This window comes from Bacillus sp. NPDC077027 (assembly GCF_050269555.1).
In the GTDB taxonomy this organism is placed as follows: domain Bacteria; phylum Bacillota; class Bacilli; order Bacillales; family Bacillaceae; genus Bacillus.
Map to the genome: position 1 here is coordinate 378,141 of NZ_JBNNIO010000002.1, position 15,350 is coordinate 393,490.

12 protein-coding genes, 2 pseudogenes and 1 other annotated feature are annotated in these 15,350 nt (G+C 38.8%); of the genes and pseudogenes, 7 read left to right on the top strand and 7 right to left on the bottom strand.

Going from position 1 to position 15,350, the window contains the following annotated elements; genetic code table 11:
- The first annotated feature begins 291 nt into the window (after positions 1–291).
- The 3 genes from ACQKEZ_RS07520 to ACQKEZ_RS07530 are packed head-to-tail and all read left to right on the top strand — an operon-like array spanning position 292 to position 3,346.
- A complete protein-coding gene (locus tag ACQKEZ_RS07520) occupies positions 292–1,275 on the top strand; it encodes a YncE family protein (RefSeq protein WP_427299690.1) in 984 nt (327 codons plus the stop codon).
- The gene (locus tag ACQKEZ_RS07525; RefSeq protein WP_427299691.1) at positions 1,272–1,958 is read left to right on the top strand and encodes a response regulator transcription factor; all 687 of its coding nucleotides are present in this window, start codon (positions 1,272–1,274) and stop codon (positions 1,956–1,958) included. Before ACQKEZ_RS07520 ends, ACQKEZ_RS07525 begins: the two co-directional genes overlap by 4 nt.
- Entirely contained in the window at positions 1,955–3,346 is a 1,392-nt protein-coding gene (locus ACQKEZ_RS07530; RefSeq protein ID WP_427299692.1) for a HAMP domain-containing sensor histidine kinase, read from the top strand. Before ACQKEZ_RS07525 ends, ACQKEZ_RS07530 begins: the two co-directional genes overlap by 4 nt.
- A 102-nt stretch (positions 3,347–3,448) precedes the next feature.
- Here the strand turns inward: ACQKEZ_RS07530 and ACQKEZ_RS07535 are convergent.
- Positions 3,449–4,273 (bottom strand): annotated as a pseudogene (locus tag ACQKEZ_RS07535) (ABC transporter substrate-binding protein); the annotation flags it as partial.
- A 10-nt stretch (positions 4,274–4,283) separates the two neighbouring features.
- On the opposite strand from ACQKEZ_RS07535, the pseudogene ACQKEZ_RS07540 reads away from it, so the two are divergent.
- The 4 genes and pseudogenes from ACQKEZ_RS07540 to ACQKEZ_RS07555 all read left to right on the top strand — a co-directional run.
- Positions 4,284–4,493 (top strand): annotated as a pseudogene (locus ACQKEZ_RS07540) (iron chelate uptake ABC transporter family permease subunit); the annotation flags it as partial.
- The gene (locus tag ACQKEZ_RS07545; protein ID WP_427299693.1) at positions 4,490–5,554 is read left to right on the top strand and encodes a FecCD family ABC transporter permease; all 1,065 of its coding nucleotides are present in this window, start codon (positions 4,490–4,492) and stop codon (positions 5,552–5,554) included. The pseudogene ACQKEZ_RS07540 and the gene ACQKEZ_RS07545, both read left to right, overlap by 4 nt.
- A gap of 156 nt (positions 5,555–5,710) precedes the next feature.
- Positions 5,711–7,858, top strand: coding sequence for an ArnT family glycosyltransferase (locus ACQKEZ_RS07550; RefSeq protein ID WP_427299694.1), 2,148 nt, complete (start codon positions 5,711–5,713; stop codon positions 7,856–7,858).
- Between the two features lie 20 nt (positions 7,859–7,878).
- Positions 7,879–8,868, top strand: coding sequence for a glycosyltransferase family 2 protein (locus tag ACQKEZ_RS07555; RefSeq protein WP_427300509.1), 990 nt, complete (start codon positions 7,879–7,881; stop codon positions 8,866–8,868).
- Between the two features lie 41 nt (positions 8,869–8,909).
- Here the strand turns inward: ACQKEZ_RS07555 and ACQKEZ_RS07560 are convergent, their stop codons facing one another.
- The 6 genes from ACQKEZ_RS07560 to ACQKEZ_RS07585 all read right to left on the bottom strand — a co-directional run bounded on the left by ACQKEZ_RS07560 (position 8,910) and on the right by ACQKEZ_RS07585 (position 15,198).
- The gene (locus ACQKEZ_RS07560; protein ID WP_427299695.1) at positions 8,910–10,259 is read right to left on the bottom strand and encodes an amino acid permease; all 1,350 of its coding nucleotides are present in this window, start codon (positions 10,257–10,259) and stop codon (positions 8,910–8,912) included.
- Positions 10,260–10,338: 79 nt separating this feature from the next.
- Positions 10,339–10,563 (bottom strand) — a binding site (T-box leader).
- Between the two features lie 91 nt (positions 10,564–10,654).
- A complete protein-coding gene (locus tag ACQKEZ_RS07565) occupies positions 10,655–11,329 on the bottom strand; it encodes an NAD(P)H-dependent oxidoreductase (protein WP_427299696.1) in 675 nt (224 codons plus the stop codon).
- Between the two features lie 435 nt (positions 11,330–11,764).
- The gene (locus ACQKEZ_RS07570; RefSeq protein WP_427299697.1) at positions 11,765–11,902 is read right to left on the bottom strand and encodes an aspartate phosphatase; all 138 of its coding nucleotides are present in this window, start codon (positions 11,900–11,902) and stop codon (positions 11,765–11,767) included.
- The gene (locus ACQKEZ_RS07575; RefSeq protein ID WP_427299698.1) at positions 11,892–13,025 is read right to left on the bottom strand and encodes a tetratricopeptide repeat protein; all 1,134 of its coding nucleotides are present in this window, start codon (positions 13,023–13,025) and stop codon (positions 11,892–11,894) included. Before ACQKEZ_RS07575 ends, ACQKEZ_RS07570 begins: the two co-directional genes overlap by 11 nt.
- A 561-nt stretch (positions 13,026–13,586) precedes the next feature.
- A complete protein-coding gene (locus ACQKEZ_RS07580) occupies positions 13,587–14,777 on the bottom strand; it encodes a PDZ domain-containing protein (protein ID WP_427299699.1) in 1,191 nt (396 codons plus the stop codon).
- 67 nt (positions 14,778–14,844) lie between these two features.
- Positions 14,845–15,198 (bottom strand): swarming motility protein SwrAA, encoded by a 354-nt coding sequence (locus ACQKEZ_RS07585; RefSeq protein WP_427299700.1) that lies wholly within the window; start codon positions 15,196–15,198, stop codon positions 14,845–14,847.
- Positions 15,199–15,350 lie beyond the last annotated feature (152 nt).

A 15,350-nucleotide genomic window follows, 5' to 3' on the forward strand; every position in this document is an offset into this window, starting at 1 on the left:
TTCGCTCCGAAATTCTTATTTCAAAGCGGAGGGCTTGTTCTCTTCTCTCATTCTCCATCAATTTTTGACCACTATAGCTGTAAAACTTTCTACATGCAAATCTTAAAAATAACATCTTAATGGGTACACTTATCAAAAATACATATCAAAAAATAGCTTTCACTTAAAGTTTCTTTTCATTTACGCTTACAAAAAGAGATTTTGAATCCTTCACGTAGTGATAACTTCGATTTTTTTTCACAATTTTATGGTATGCTTTTTTTAAAATAAAGGACGCAAAGGAGCAGACGAATGAAGCGTTTCAAATATTACGTGATATGTATATTAGCTCTGTTGTTTTTTGTCACAGGCTGTCAATACAATCACCAATTCACACCACCTAGCAGCTCTCAATCAATAGCTGTTATCTCCCAATTGAAAAAAGCATCCTTTTCAATTGTCGATCTTCATAAGAACAAGCTTTTATCTTCTATTGATCTAAAACACCCACTGACAGATCTTATTCAAATAAACAGCAACCAAATAATTGCAACAAGTAAAGAGGATGAATCACTAATTGAAATTGATTTAAATAAGGGAACATCTACACAATATATGGAGGTGCATAGAGGACTTACTTCTCTAGCATACGATCCAGCTTCACATACTTTATTTGTTGCTGATTCAGAGGAAAACCTGATTCATTTTATCGATATGAAGAAAAAAAAGGTGAAAACAACGGTTAAAACAGGAAAGCTCCCCTCTTCAATGGTTTTTTCTCCATCAGGTGAATTGTTTGTTTTAAATGCTGAGAGCAACACAGTTTCAATTATAGATACAACCAAAGCAAAAACAGTTCGTACGATTTCCGTGCTCGATCGCCCCTCAGGTATTCATTACGATGGACATTCTATTTGGGTGGGTGGTCATGGCAGAACAGGCACCTTAAATAAAAGTATATTTGCTTACGATCCAGACACGGGAGAACGCCAAAAAGAAATAAAATTAGGCGTCATGCCTGTAGCATTCTTTGCAGAAAAGGATTCCTCTGTTCTTTACGTATTGTGTCATGGAGACCATGTACTATATAAAGTAAATACGGAAACAGGCAAACTGCTCGGTTCTGTTGAAACAGGACAAAACCCTAATTATGTAACAGCCGGAACCACTTCTATATATGTCAGTAATTTAGATGACAATTCTGTTGCTGTGATCGACAAAAAGTCTATGATGATTAAAAACAGACTGCATGTCCCATCTGGACCTTATGCAATTGTGTTGGAGGAAAAGAAATGAAAGAAAAGATGCATATTTTAATAGTAGATGACGAGTTAGATATGCTCGAACTGATTCGTTCATTTTTAAAGAAACAGGGCTTTGGGACATCTGTTGCCAGTAACGGCCCTGATGCACTGGGGATTTTAAGGAAAGAGCCCATTGATCTTGTTGTTCTAGATATTATGATGCCAAATATGGATGGTTTTGAAGTATGTAAAGAAATGAGAAAGTTTACAGAAATCCCAATTCTGTTTTTGACGGCTAGAAGTCATGAAGAGGATCGAATAAAAGGACTCGAAATTGGTGCAGATGACTATATCATGAAGCCTTTTAGTCTACGAGAGCTATCTGCACGTATTGAAACAACTTTACGCAGAATCAAGGGACTCTCTTTAAAGCGCACCCGTATGCAAGTTGGCGAAATTGAAGTTGATAAAGATGGAAGACAAGTTTACCTAAATAACGAACCCGTCAATCTAACGAGGAGAGAGTTTGATTTACTCATGTTTTTACTAACAAATCCAGGACAGGTCTTTTCCCGTGAACAGCTTTATCAAAAATTATGGGATTCACATTCTTCACATGGATCATTGAGAACAGTAGATACTCATATTAAAACGCTAAGGCTTAAATTAAAATCAGCAGACCGTTATATTAAAACCGTTTGGGGCGTTGGCTATAAATTTGAGGAAATCGCATGAAGCCGCTATCTATTAAAAATAAAATACTTTTTTTAATACTCGCGGTCATCAGTATTGTCGCAGCTTCTGCTCTTGTTCTTACTTATTATTTATATCAGCACTTATATATCGATAAGCAAATTGACACCTTGACATTACAAGGTGAAAAGCTGGCTGAAGTATATCATAAGCATGGGACAGATGCCTATTTTACTAATAGAGTCTCGTGGGCAAACGATTCAAGCCAAGCAAATATTTTATTTACTGACGATCCGATGGAGCTTTCAAGTGGGATTCCTTTTGATACGAATACAAATGATAATCTCATCACGTTTAAAGAACGACAAAAACTACTTCAAGGAAAAACAGTTGTATTAATTAGGGAACATCCTCAGTTTCATCAAGATATTCTCGGAATTGCCATTCCTGTTTTTTCAAATAACAATGATTTGTCTGGTACTATTTTTCTTTCAATGCCACTTTCAGATGTCTATGAGCCTTTTGTTCAAATCCGATTAACGCTCGGTCTGTCTATTTTATTGATTTTACTACTTATTTTCCTAGTTGGTTATAAAAGCTCCAATAAAGTGGTGACGACTATTAATAAGATGAAAGAAATCGCTATCGAAATGGAATCAGGAGACTTTTCAAAGCGAATGTCCGTGACAAAGAATGGAGATGAATTGAATCAGTTAAGCCGTTCTTTCAATAAACTTTCCTCTACTCTGGAAAAGGTGGAACATCAGCGCAGGGAGTTCCTAGCGAATGTTTCTCATGAGCTGAGAACTCCTTTAAGCTATATGAAAGGATATGCAGAAGGAATCGAAGAAGGCGTCATTGAACAGAAAAAAGGGATGAGAATCATTCAAGATGAATCCACTCGTTTGAGTCGTCTCGTTCATGACCTTCTTGATCTTGCCCAGCTTGAAGGTGATTCATATCCACTCACAACAGAGCCAATAGTTTTCGCTCAACTTATTCACGACGTGCTTGATCCTTTTGATCTGATTGCCACTCAAAAAGGCATAACACTCAAGCGAAACCTAGAGGAAGACTGTATTATTTATGGGGATAGTGATCGGCTTCATCAAGTTGTAAGAAATCTATTAGACAATGCACTTCAATATACACCCTCAGGCAAAACCATTTCAGTCCATTTAACCGTGAAACAAAATAAAGTAGAGCTCCTTATTATTGATGAAGGAGAAGGAATTCCGAAAGAGGACCTTCCTCACGTCGCAGAACGGTTTTATCGTGTGAACAAAGCAAGAACTAGAAAAGATGGAGGATCTGGCTTAGGGCTTGCTATAGTCTTTCAAATCATTAAAAAACACGGTGGGTCTTTCGAACTACTATCTAAAGAAAGTGAAGGAACTACTGCAAAAATCATATTACCTGCAAATCTTTAATAAAGGCGACTAATACAAAACGCTTTCTACCATTCAAAAAGCTGCCTTATTCATTCAAGGCAGCATTCCTAGCGTCTTTTTCTTGAGTTGTTAGGCGTTTCTTTATTTTTTCAAAAAGTATGTTTCGATGTCATCTAACAGCATATTTGCTGCTTTAATTCCGCCGGCTGTTGTCCAAACAATGTCGTCTACTTCATGTGCATTACCTGATTTAACGGCTTTTAGATTTTTCCACAGTGGATCACTAGTCCATTCATTTTTCCATTCAATATTTTCTTTATTTTCATCTGCTGTGTACGTAAAGTAGAAAAGAACATCTCCATCCATGTCAGGAATATTTTCTTTACTATCTGTCGCAAACATAAATTGATCTTTTTGTTTACTAAAAAGTTTTTCTTGATTTTCAGGATGCTTAAAGCCTAAGTCACTTAAAATGATGCCTGGGAAGGAATCCGTGAAATAAATTCTAGACTGACCAGCTAAGAAACGCACAACTGATACTTTTTTATCCTTTTGATCTCCCAGTTCATTGCTGATTGAAGCGATACGTTTATCGAAATCAGCAATGAGCTGCTTGCCTGCCTCTTCTTTGTTTACTGTTTTCGCATACAATTGTAGATTTTCTTTCCAATTTCCAGATAACTTTTCAGCAAATACTGTTGGAGCTATTTCATCTAACTGGTCATAAATCTTTTCTTGTCTTACTTTGTTTCCAATGATTAAGTCTGGATTTAGCGCTGCAATAGCCTCCACATTGGGCTCCGTTTCTAAGCCTACGTCTTTGACATCTTTCATTTCATCTTTTATGTAATCGTACCACGGATCACCTTCCCAAGATTGGACAGCCCCTACAGGAGTCACTCCTAAAGAAAGTAATGCCTCCGTTCCTTCGTTTGTCAAAATGACCACTCTTTTAGGGCTTTCAGGCACATTTGCTGTTCTCCCTCATTTTGCGAGATTCATAGGGGGAAATGATCATCGTTGGACTTTACCTTATTCTGCTTTCATGGGAGCGATTCTCCTTGTCATTGCAGATATTGGGGCTCGTTATATTATGATGCCTGAAGAAGTTCCTGTCGGTGTGATGACAGCGATTATTGGACTGCCGATCTTTGTCTACATCGCTAGAAGGGGGCTTCATTCGTGAAAAAGTATAAAGCAGTTCGGCTTGCCCATGGTCGTATCTCCTTTCTCACTGGAAAAAAAGAAGCACTCGTCATTCTTTTTCTCTGCTTGTTTGCTATTGTTACCATTTTATTGAGTGCAGGCATTGGGAATAAATTGATTGATCCAATTACTGCGGCAAAAACCATGATTGGCTATGGAACACCACTTGATCAGATGATCATTATGTCATTTCGCAGGCCACGTATCTTGGTTGCTTTTATTGCAGGGATTTGTCTTGCATCTGCTGGTGCTATTCTTGAAGGATTGATTCGGAATCCACTCGCTTCGCCAGATGTTATTGGCGTTACAGGTGGTGCATCCTGTGGTGTTGTTCTCTTTTACATGCTATTTGCTGATAAAAGCTCTACACTTTCTGTTAGTCTTTCATGGTTACCTGTAGCGGCGTTTATTGGTGCATCTATCGTTGGCTTGATCGTATATGTACTAGCTTATCAACATGGAGCTTCTACTTTTCGCTTGATCATTATCGGAATTGGTTTTTCTATGTTTACGCAGGCTATGACCACTCTTTTGATGATCAAAGGACCGATATACCGCGCTTCACAAGCAAATGTATTTATTACTGGGTCTGTATATGGAACAAACTGGAATCAATTTCACCTGATGCTTCCGATCGCTCTTATTCTTTTGTTCATTTGTTTACTGATGAGTCAGCATATGAACATTCAAGCATTGGGGGAGGATGTAGCTACGGGCGCCGGCAGTGCGGTGCAGAAAAACCGTTTCCTCTTGTTATTACTGAGCACTGCATTAACTGGTTGTGCGGTTTCAGTTGCAGGAACCATTGGGTTTGTTGGATTAATGGCTCCCCATATGGCGAGAAGACTTGCTGGATCTTCTTTTGGTGCACTTCTTCCTGTGTCTGCTTTACTTGGAGGCATATTGGTCATGGTGGCCGATCTAATCGGACGTACACTCTTCGCTCCTATTGAAGTACCTGCTGGTGTGTTTACTGCAGCAGTAGGAGCGCCGTACTTTATCTATCTCCTTTATAAAACAAGAAATACGACCGCTTCTTGATTACGGCTCTCTTTACAAAGAGAAGCCGTTTTTTTGTACCTTTCTCCCTTGTGCAGAGACTTTTCCAAAAATAAAAGAATTGCCTTTTTTTATTAATAATTTATTCACATTTGCTTGTTACACTTTTTTCAAGTTAAGAAAAGGAGTGATTTTCTTTTGAAACAAAGATTTAAGAAAATAGATATCTATCTCATTTTCATTCTTTTATTATCAGCCATTTTAAATCTTTATAACATTTGGAAAGATGATACTGTTAACGCTTATTACACAGCAGCGGTCAAAAGTATGATGCAAAGCTGGCATAATTTCTTCTTTGCTGCATTTGACCCAGCAGGCTATGTCACAGTTGACAAGCCACCTCTTACATTTTGGCTACAAACCATCAGCGCAAAAATCTTTGGTTTACATGGATGGAGTGTCATCTTGCCACAAGCACTTGCTGGCATTGGATCTGTTTTCCTTATTTACATCCTTGTGAAACCGACTTTTGGTAAGGTAGCAGCTAGGTTAGCCGCGCTTATCATGGCTTGTACCCCTATTGTTGTTGCGGTGGCTCGTACGAATAACATTGATAGTTTACTTGTCTTTATTCTCTTGCTCGCAACGTGGATGATGTTCAAGGCTGTCAAACAACAAAAGGTCCTGTGGGCGATTGCCTCCTTTGCAATGGTTGGCGTCGGGTTTAACACAAAAATGCTACAGGCATATATGATCGTTCCTGCGCTCGTTCTTTTTTATATCATTGCCTACAGAACGACATGGAAAAAGAAGCTAATCTCTTTGGTCATCTCAATGATCGTTCTTTTAGGCGTTTCAGCCTCATGGTCTTTTGCCGTTGATAGCATCTCAAAAGAAAATCGCCCATACATGGGGTCCAGTCAAACAAACTCCGCCTTAGAGCTTGCCTTTGGTTATAACGGGATTCAGCGATTGACTGGCCAACAATCATTCGGCGGGGACGGCATGGGCAACGGCCCAGACGAAGGCAAAGAACAAGGTCAACCACCATCACAAAATGAATCATCGAATCAGCAGGATGACCAGCAAAACGGCAATGATTCAAATTCTATGCCACAGCCACCAACTGATTCCAATAACAATAGCTCAAGCAACTCTGCCAATCAGCAGCAACCTTCGATGGAAGGTCCTTCGGGTAACGCTAATGGAATGACACCGCCTGAGATGCCTTCTGGTAATGTTGGTGGAAACGGAGGAGATGGTCCACCAAGTGGTGTCGGAAAAATGGGTAATGACTCCGGTATGTTTGGTACTGGTACAGCAGGTCCTTTACGACTTTTCCAGTCCGAGCTTTCAGATCAAATTAGCTGGCTCCTTCCATTTGCTATCTTTGGTGCAATCGGCATTTTCCTTTCAAGTGCTTTTGAAAGAAGAAGACTGAGCACGAAACAAAAAGAAACGGTTTTCTGGCTGGCATGGCTAGTACCGGTCGCAGCATTCTTCAGTGTTGCAGGGTTTTTCCATCACTATTACTTAATTATGCTTGCGCCGCCAATCGCTGTGTTAGCAGGAGTAGGCTGGGTAGCGATGACTAGCATGTTTAAAACAGAAACAGGCTTTAAGAAATGGTTACTTCCAATTGCCATTTTGGCAACAACTACATTTGAAATTTTCATTCTTAGCACGTACACAAGCACGATTGGCTATGGCTGGAGTATTGCAGTCGGTGTCATCGGAGTGGGCTCTGTCATTGCACTCCTTGTACTGAAAGGTAAAGAAAAGCTAAGAAAGATGTTCTCACTCGTCGCCATCTTAGGGATGTTAATTGTTCCTCTTTACTGGGCAAGCACGCCATTTCTATATGGTGGAAATAGCATGCTTCCAGAAGCAGGACCACAGCTTGCAACATCAAGTGGCATCATGAGTTCTGAAGCGAATAAGAAGCTGATCAGTTTCCTTGAGAAAAATAATACAGGCGAAGAATTTCTGTTTGGCACAACTGATGCGACATCGGCTGCCCCATATATTATTAAAACCGGCAAGGCCGTCATGGCATTGGGCGGATTCAGCGGTTCTGATTCGATCTTAATACTTAGTGAATTTAAACAACTGGTCAAAGAAGGGAAACTCAAATACTTCTATGTCTCCGGTATGAGAGTCGGCAGCTCTGACATACTGAACTGGATTCAAGAAAACGGAAAAAAAGTTTCTTCTTCTAAATGGCAGACAACTTCTTCATCATCTACAACATCTGAAAAAAAATCTGTCAGCTCTAGCAGTGGGCAATTAGGTGGCATAATGGGCGGAATGGAAAACGGCACACTTTATGAACTTTCCGTTGAATAAACATGGGGAGGAGAAAAATGATGGAAAAAACACCACAATACTCAATCGTAGTTCCAGTATATAATGAAGAACTTGTGATTCATGAATCATATCAACGATTAAAGACCGTCATGGATTCGACGGGAGAAGCCTACGAGCTTCTCTTCGTCAATGACGGCAGTAAAGATCGAACCTCAGAAATGATCAAAGGCTATTGCCAGCAAGATCCAAGTGTTAAATTGATTGATTTCTCTCGGAACTTTGGACATCAAATTGCAATTACAGCTGGAATGGACTATGCAAGGGGCAATGCAGTCATCGTCATTGACGCAGATTTGCAAGACCCACCTGAGTTAATTTTAGAAATGATTGAAAAATGGAAAGAAGGCTTCGAGGTCGTTTATGCTGTTCGTACACATAGGAAGGGTGAGACCTTTTTCAAAAAACAAACCGCTGCAATGTTCTATCGTGTCCTTCGTAAAATGACCGAGGTCGATATTCCAATTGACACTGGAGATTTCAGACTCATTGATCGCAAGGTTTGCAATGAAATGAGAAAGATTCAAGAGAAAAATCCATTTGTCCGCGGTTTGGTGAGCTGGATTGGTTTTAAACAAACTGCTGTGGAATACGTGCGTGATGAACGACTAGCAGGAGAAACAAAATATCCACTAAAAAAAATGTTGAAGCTTTCGATGGACGGATTGACTTCCTTTTCCTATAAACCTTTAAAATTAGCGAGTTTTGCAGGGATTATTCTATCTGCAATCGGATTTGTTTCCATGTTCATTGTCTTGTATCTAAAGTTATTTACAGACAGTACGATAACAGGATGGAGCTCCTTAATTGTCATTCAGCTCTTCTTCAGCGGCATCATTCTCTTTATGCTTGGGATGATTGGAGAATATATTGGTAGAATTTACGATGAGGCAAAGGATCGTCCACTCTATATTGTGAGAGACAGCTATGGAATGAAACCGAATCAGCAAACTGCTACATCTCATCTATTCTTAAAACAATCCCAACGTTAAAAAAACGTGCGATGCCTTGTCAGGCGTCGCACGTTTTTCAATTAAGCAATCGTCTCAAACCGCTCTCTTTTTATAAAGAAAGAAAGGGTGATTAGCAAATAAATCGTCATTGTCACAACCGTTTGAATGACAGGTGTTGTCGCAACAACTCCGATGAAAATAGCAATAATGGCAAGAACTGAGAACCATGTCGTAAAAGGATACCATTTGACTCGATACTCACCGAGCTCACTGACTTTACGTGATTTCAAATGACCTACTGCGATAATAAACCAAATAAATAACACAGTGTAGCTCAGAGAGCCCATGAGGTAGTTAAATGTTTGTTCACCATTAAATAATGAAATTAACACAGCCGCATAAAGAGTAGACGTACACGCCAAGATTGCACGAACCGGCACTTGTTGTTTTGATAACTTAGAAAACCCCTTCCATATACGTCCGTCCATCGCTTGTGTATAAAGCACTCTTGAAGAAGCGTAGAGACCGGAATTCATGGAAGACAAGATCGCTAGTAGAATAATTCCGTTCATAATATCACTTGCATACGGCACGCCGATTGTGGCAAACACTGTTACAAATGGGCTGACCTGTTCCTTGTTCACTTGATCCCAAGGAATTAAGCTCACAATAATGAAGAACGGCAACACATAAAAACCAATGATACGCACAAATGTACTTTGAATGGCTTTTGGAATGACCTTTTCAGGGTTTTTTGTTTCAGCCAATGTGACACCGATCATTTCAGTACCACCGTATGAGTACACAACAACAAGCATTGCGGCAATCAGACCACCAGTACCATTTGGGAAGAACCCACCATGTGCTGTTAAATTTGATAAACCTGGTGCTGTATGCTGTCCAAATGATACAAATAACATCGTTAAACCAATGATAATGAATAAAATAATAACTGCTATTTTCACAGATGCAAGCCAGTATTCTGTCTCAGCAAACATTTTCACTGAGCACACATTAATCAATGTTACGGCAAGCGAAATGATCAAGACAAGAATCCAGATGGGTACTTGAGGGAACCAATACCGAATAAAAACGGCACATACAATCGCTTCTGCTGCGATATTAAGCACCCACATTTTCCAATAAATCCAGTCTAGAAAATAAGCAGGATACTTCCCTAAAACTGGCTCGATCAAATCACGAAATGTTCTTGCTCCTGGTCGTGATACAGTCATCTCAGCAAGTCCTTGCATGATAAATAATAAAATAAGACCGCCAATCATATATGCAAGAATGACTGCAGGACCTGCAATATCAATTGCTGAGCTACTTCCTTTAAAAAGCCCTGCACCGATTGCACCACCAAGCGCAAGCATCATAATATGCCTTGAAGTCATTGTTCGTTTTAAATGTACTTGTTCCTTTTCCATTTGCTTTAGCTCCTTTCAAATTTGAATCTTCAGATAAATATGAGATAAAAACACGTAAAAAAAGGCCAGTCATCCCTTATGAAGAGACGACTGACCTTACAACCGCGTTACCACTCTTGTTGATTCAGCCTATAGCCAAATCCAGCTTAAAACCCGATAACGCAGGTTACACGTGAAGACTTACTATATTCAGTCTTACCGCTCGTTGAGCGAGTTCAATGATACGTTTTACTGCGTTGCACCACCCCGCAGCTCTCTAAAAAAAACGGATGTTCATTTACTATTCTCAATTCAAAGCGTTTATAGTCAAATTTCATATTTTGTCAAAGATTTTATTTTTTAAATATACTGACTAACCAAGCAATTGTCAACAGCTTTTTAAATAGATAGGTTCATTAGCGAATCCAAACAGCGACTTCTTCTAGTGGACGGCGCGTTTTTTCTCGTGTTGTTTCTGTCATGCGATAACCGAAAGCAACCATCACAGAAATGTCATATTGACCATGTTCAAGTAGCCCTTCCTCTTCCAATATGCGATGGATCTCATCATAGCTAAAGCCTTCTATAGGACATGAATCAATCCCAATTTGTGCAGCGGCTGTCATCATATTTCCAAGAGCAATATAGGTTTGTTTTGAAGCCCAGTCAAAGAGTGTACGCTCATTTTCTAATAAGTGGAGATCATTTTCCTGGAACTCTTTGTAACGATCCTGCACCATGTCAAACATATCGTCTGACATTCCTTTCACTTGTTTACTAATATATTCTGCATATGCTGAATCATAGCGTGCATCTGTTCTTGCCAGAATGATAACAAAATGGCTTGCCGTTGGTAATTGCTTTTGCGCTCCCCATGTAAACTCTTTTAATCGTTCTCTGAACGCTTCATTTTCAATCACAAGGAATTTCCAAGGTTCAAAACCTACAGAGCTAGGAGAAAGCCTGCCTGTTTCTAAAATAAATTGAAAATCTTCTTCTGCTATTTTCTTTGTCGGATCAAATTCCTTTGTCGCATGACGAAATTGATAGGCTTCAATTATTTCCTTTTTCAATGTTTCTTTGTCTCTCATATCGTTCACCCTTTCCAATTTTAAAACTGTGGGCCTCTTCTCTTTTCTTTGATTCAATTCATTTCTATTTTTCGTTAAATTGTTACGCTAGAAAAATGAACGAACCGTAATGATAAAAGAAATAATATCTTGATTCAAGTACGCACATTTTGTGCGTTAGGTTTAATGATGTTTCCAGAATGAAAACATTCATTATTACAATCAGAAACACTGATATCACGGTCTATGTCAATATCCCCAAAACATTCCATCGGAGGAGTTGAGGGAGGCTTTTAAAAATAGACAGAAGCAAAAGGAGCGTAAAATGAAAATGAACATAAACAAAATAAGATCCTTCCTTTACAAAACATCAAAGTGCGTCGTGCTGCGGGCAAAGCATCTGGGAAGCTGCTTGAAAAAATATTCAAATAAAAAAGCCCTTTTACGGGTCTTTTTTCAAGCAGAATAACCGATACTTGCCGTGTGACCTCTTCTTGCTTCGTCATGACTTGCTGTCACTTCGGATGAAAAATAACTAAACACACCTATTGCACTGATAATGATTAATACGATTGATACCGACTTAAATTTCATACTGACAATCACCTCGTTTCACTTGATCTTGGAAATAAAGAACCTTCTCATAAAAAATCATTGCATTGTCCTTATCTCCTACCTCTTTATAATATTTTGCAGCGTCTTTAGCTAAATCCTCAAGATCGGCATACATTGATTTTGATTCTAAAAGATCCATTATTTTATTTAACTGCTCAAAATCATTTTCAACATATAATGATTTTAAAAATTTGAACATGGGTAGCAGAACAGTATCTTTCAGCCTTTCAGATAATTCTATGCCGTTATTTAATGCATAGATACCTAAATCCTTTTCGTTTTTTTTGAAATAAGATTTAGACAGCATAATCTGCGGGTCTAAAATTCTATTTAAATGTTCGTAACCTTGTTCTTTGAATGCTCGAATTGAGGCATTAAAGTATTTTATCGCTTGTGTCAATTCATTTCTATAGAAGTAACTCAACCCTAAATTATATAGAGCTGATCCTTTTAATCTCTTTGTTGAGTTGTCGGCGGATTTATCTAGTGCATGTTCAAAATGAGGCGTTGCTTTTTCAGGGCAACCCATATCTAAATAATTTAGTCCAATTACAAAAGAACATTGTATTTCTCGCACTGCATAAGTTTCTTTTTCTCTATAGCATTCTATCGCTTGGGCTATATGGTGCATAGACATATGGGTTTGTTTCATATGGTAATAGATTTCAGCCAACTTATAATTGAATTCCGCTCTCTCTATATCGTCACTTACGAGAGATAACTTTTTTTCTGCTCTCTTATAGAAGGTGATCGCATTGAGGTATTCATAATTTTCAAATTCATACATCCCGTAAAAGAAGTTGAAATAATAATCAAGTAAACCTGTCAACTTTTCTTGGTCTTTCTTTATCTTGTTTGCGAGTTCCCGAAAGTTGGCTCGTTCTTCTCCATTCTTTAATGGATTTAGATAATCCAACATTAATTTATGTCTGAAATCCATTAGAGAGTAATATAGCAATAAATCTTGATTTTTTTCCATATGATCAAGCATTGTTTTGACTTCTTCTTTATATGTTTCAGCATCCGTCACGTTGAATCTCTGAATGTGATAATACCATTCATTGATCTTCAAGCCAACGTGAGAAGAAAGAACTTTCTCCATAAGACTTACCCCTTCCTCTATTCCCCCTATAATGACATATATTATCATTTTCCAAATAATGCTACACCGCAATAAAACCGTAAAACTCCAAATCTACATGCATGAAAAAACTTTTGTTAAGATGATGCTAGTCCTGTTATCCTCTGCTGTTTTTATTCCATCAACAACTACATATGCGGCAGAATTTTCAACCCTACAGAGCTCCAAAAAGAAATTGCTCTTAAAAATGTCCCCCTAGAACAACAAGAAATATGGCTTAATGCAATTGATATTATCAATGAAAAAGGAGAGCCTTTAGCATCTACAGTGTAATGCCAGCTTATCGCTGTGCTTGAACGTTTCACGTAATTGACGTGACTTGCTGATTCCGCTCCTTTGGCATCGGGAGCAAATGAAAGGGGTCATTCTCTAACACCTGACATGCTACCCAAAGCGTTATTATAAACTTCGCCGGTTGGAGATACATTAAAACCTATTATTCTTGCAATGCGAGAGTGGGGCGTTTCATATGGTAAAGAAAAACTGCACATAAAAAAAGCTGCCATCGCCGGCAGCCCTTTATTATGATGACGAAATAGCGGTCTGTTCTTGCATTGGATCATCTTTGACAAATAGTATACCAAGCTGATGGTGTTCTCCTTCATAAGAAGCACGTTTTTCAAATCTTGTCTGACCATTTAAACCAATGACTTCAAGCTTTGTCAATGCACGATTTCTTTGAAGAGCTTCATAAAATTCTGAGACAGTCTTCATCTCGATGCCATTCACCTTCGTAATGACTTCGCCAATCTCAAGTTTTAAATCAGCCGCAGGCGTATTTGGGATGATGCCGAGCACCATCAAGCCTTGATTACGTTTTGAAAAGAAAAACGGTGCGGCATTATCATTTGCTCGCTGTTTCCACGAAAGAAAGAACCTTCCAAATATCGCCAGAGCTACTGCAATAAATGCAATTGGTTCATACCAAATGCTTCCTACACCTAATGCCACAATCGCAAGACCTAAAAAGAGAATGCGCCTTGCTGTAATTTGAATGCTCACGATTGGAAGAGAGCCCTGAATTCGTTGTCCAAAACCGACAATATACGGAATGCAAATCAACGAGAACGTCTGATCTTGAACTTGGAGAACTGGCCACCATGGAATTGAGGAAGATACCTCGCCTACTGGCATCAGTAGCACAAGTGGTAATAGCCAGAGGCGATTTGCCCGTTGTTGTCCAATCAAGAGCCCTCTTTTACTCATCACCATTGTTGGAGACGTGCGTAAATGTGCCGTTCGATATGCTAAAATTCCTTCCGTTATGAGCAGTAATCCTAAAAGGATCACAGCTGCCGCATAATGAATCATAGAAAGCTGCGGAAGCAAAGGATGGCTTATTTGGAAGAACATAAGACCAAATGCTGCCACAATACTGAAACCGAGTGTATACGCAGATGAAAGCGCACTCGCCTTGAAAAATAGAGAGAAAACGATGGTAAAGCCAGCTATTAAGACAATCAATCCAACTGGTAAGGCAATGCCTAGCCCGACTGAAATGATTGAAAGGCAAACTCCTGCAAGCCAGCCTTTTGAGTATGTAAATTTCACTTCATCGTAAACATCTTCTATTCTCGTTTGAAACGCTCTTCTCTCTCGCTTCACGCGGAGATAGCCATAAAATAGGCTCACCAATATCATAAAATAAAAAAGAGGATGGATTAAAAACAGACCAATGGCTTTTAATCCTACTCCTATCCAATCAGAGCTCATTTTTGTTCACCGCCAAGTCAAGCATTTTCTCTTATTCTATCAAATAAATCGATGCTTGACATTAGGTTTATTTCTCCTGGTTCATCCAAAGTGTGACATTAGACAGTGAAAAATCTTTTAAATAGTGATTGACATCGACATTTAGTATACCGCCAAGCAGTTGCATGGATCTCTTGATGTCGGTTAAGTTAATACCAAGTCTTTTATGATTATCCATTAAATAATTGAAGTATATCTCAGCACAGTCCTCATCAATTTCATCGACTGATTCTACAGTTGTATAGTTGACCAAGTATCTGCTTAACAGCATGAGCAGACTTATTGCCTTTGTGGCGGAAAACGTCACGTCTTTAGTACGGCCTTTAAGCTCATCTACTAATTCGTAATATTTTTTCTCTCTCACAATACTTGCCCTTTTCAATTGTGTTCCCCCATTTACTAGTTCTTTTAAGAAAAGCGCAAACCTCGGCACAGCTTAAAATCCTCAGCTGAATATCCGCAAAAAATAAAATGTTCTTAATATGAGTGCTACTTTTAATTGTAAGAATTTTTTATGTAACATACAACTTTCAA

Bases quoted from the DNA above. Each gene is read 5' to 3' on its own strand.
- ACQKEZ_RS07520 (WP_427299690.1), top strand. From the start codon at position 292: ATGAAGCGTTTCAAATATTACGTGATATGTATATTAGCTCTGTTGTTT.
- ACQKEZ_RS07525 (WP_427299691.1), top strand. From the start codon at position 1,272: ATGAAAGAAAAGATGCATATTTTAATAGTAGATGACGAGTTAGATATG.
- ACQKEZ_RS07530 (WP_427299692.1), top strand. From the start codon at position 1,955: ATGAAGCCGCTATCTATTAAAAATAAAATACTTTTTTTAATACTCGCG.
- ACQKEZ_RS07555 (WP_427300509.1), top strand. From the start codon at position 7,879: ATGGAAAAAACACCACAATACTCAATCGTAGTTCCAGTATATAATGAA.
- ACQKEZ_RS07560 (WP_427299695.1), bottom strand. From the start codon at position 10,259: ATGGAAAAGGAACAAGTACATTTAAAACGAACAATGACTTCAAGGCAT.
- ACQKEZ_RS07565 (WP_427299696.1), bottom strand. From the start codon at position 11,329: ATGAGAGACAAAGAAACATTGAAAAAGGAAATAATTGAAGCCTATCAA.
- ACQKEZ_RS07570 (WP_427299697.1), bottom strand. From the start codon at position 11,902: ATGAAATTTAAGTCGGTATCAATCGTATTAATCATTATCAGTGCAATA.
- ACQKEZ_RS07575 (WP_427299698.1), bottom strand. From the start codon at position 13,025: ATGGAGAAAGTTCTTTCTTCTCACGTTGGCTTGAAGATCAATGAATGG.
- ACQKEZ_RS07580 (WP_427299699.1), bottom strand. From the start codon at position 14,777: ATGAGCTCTGATTGGATAGGAGTAGGATTAAAAGCCATTGGTCTGTTT.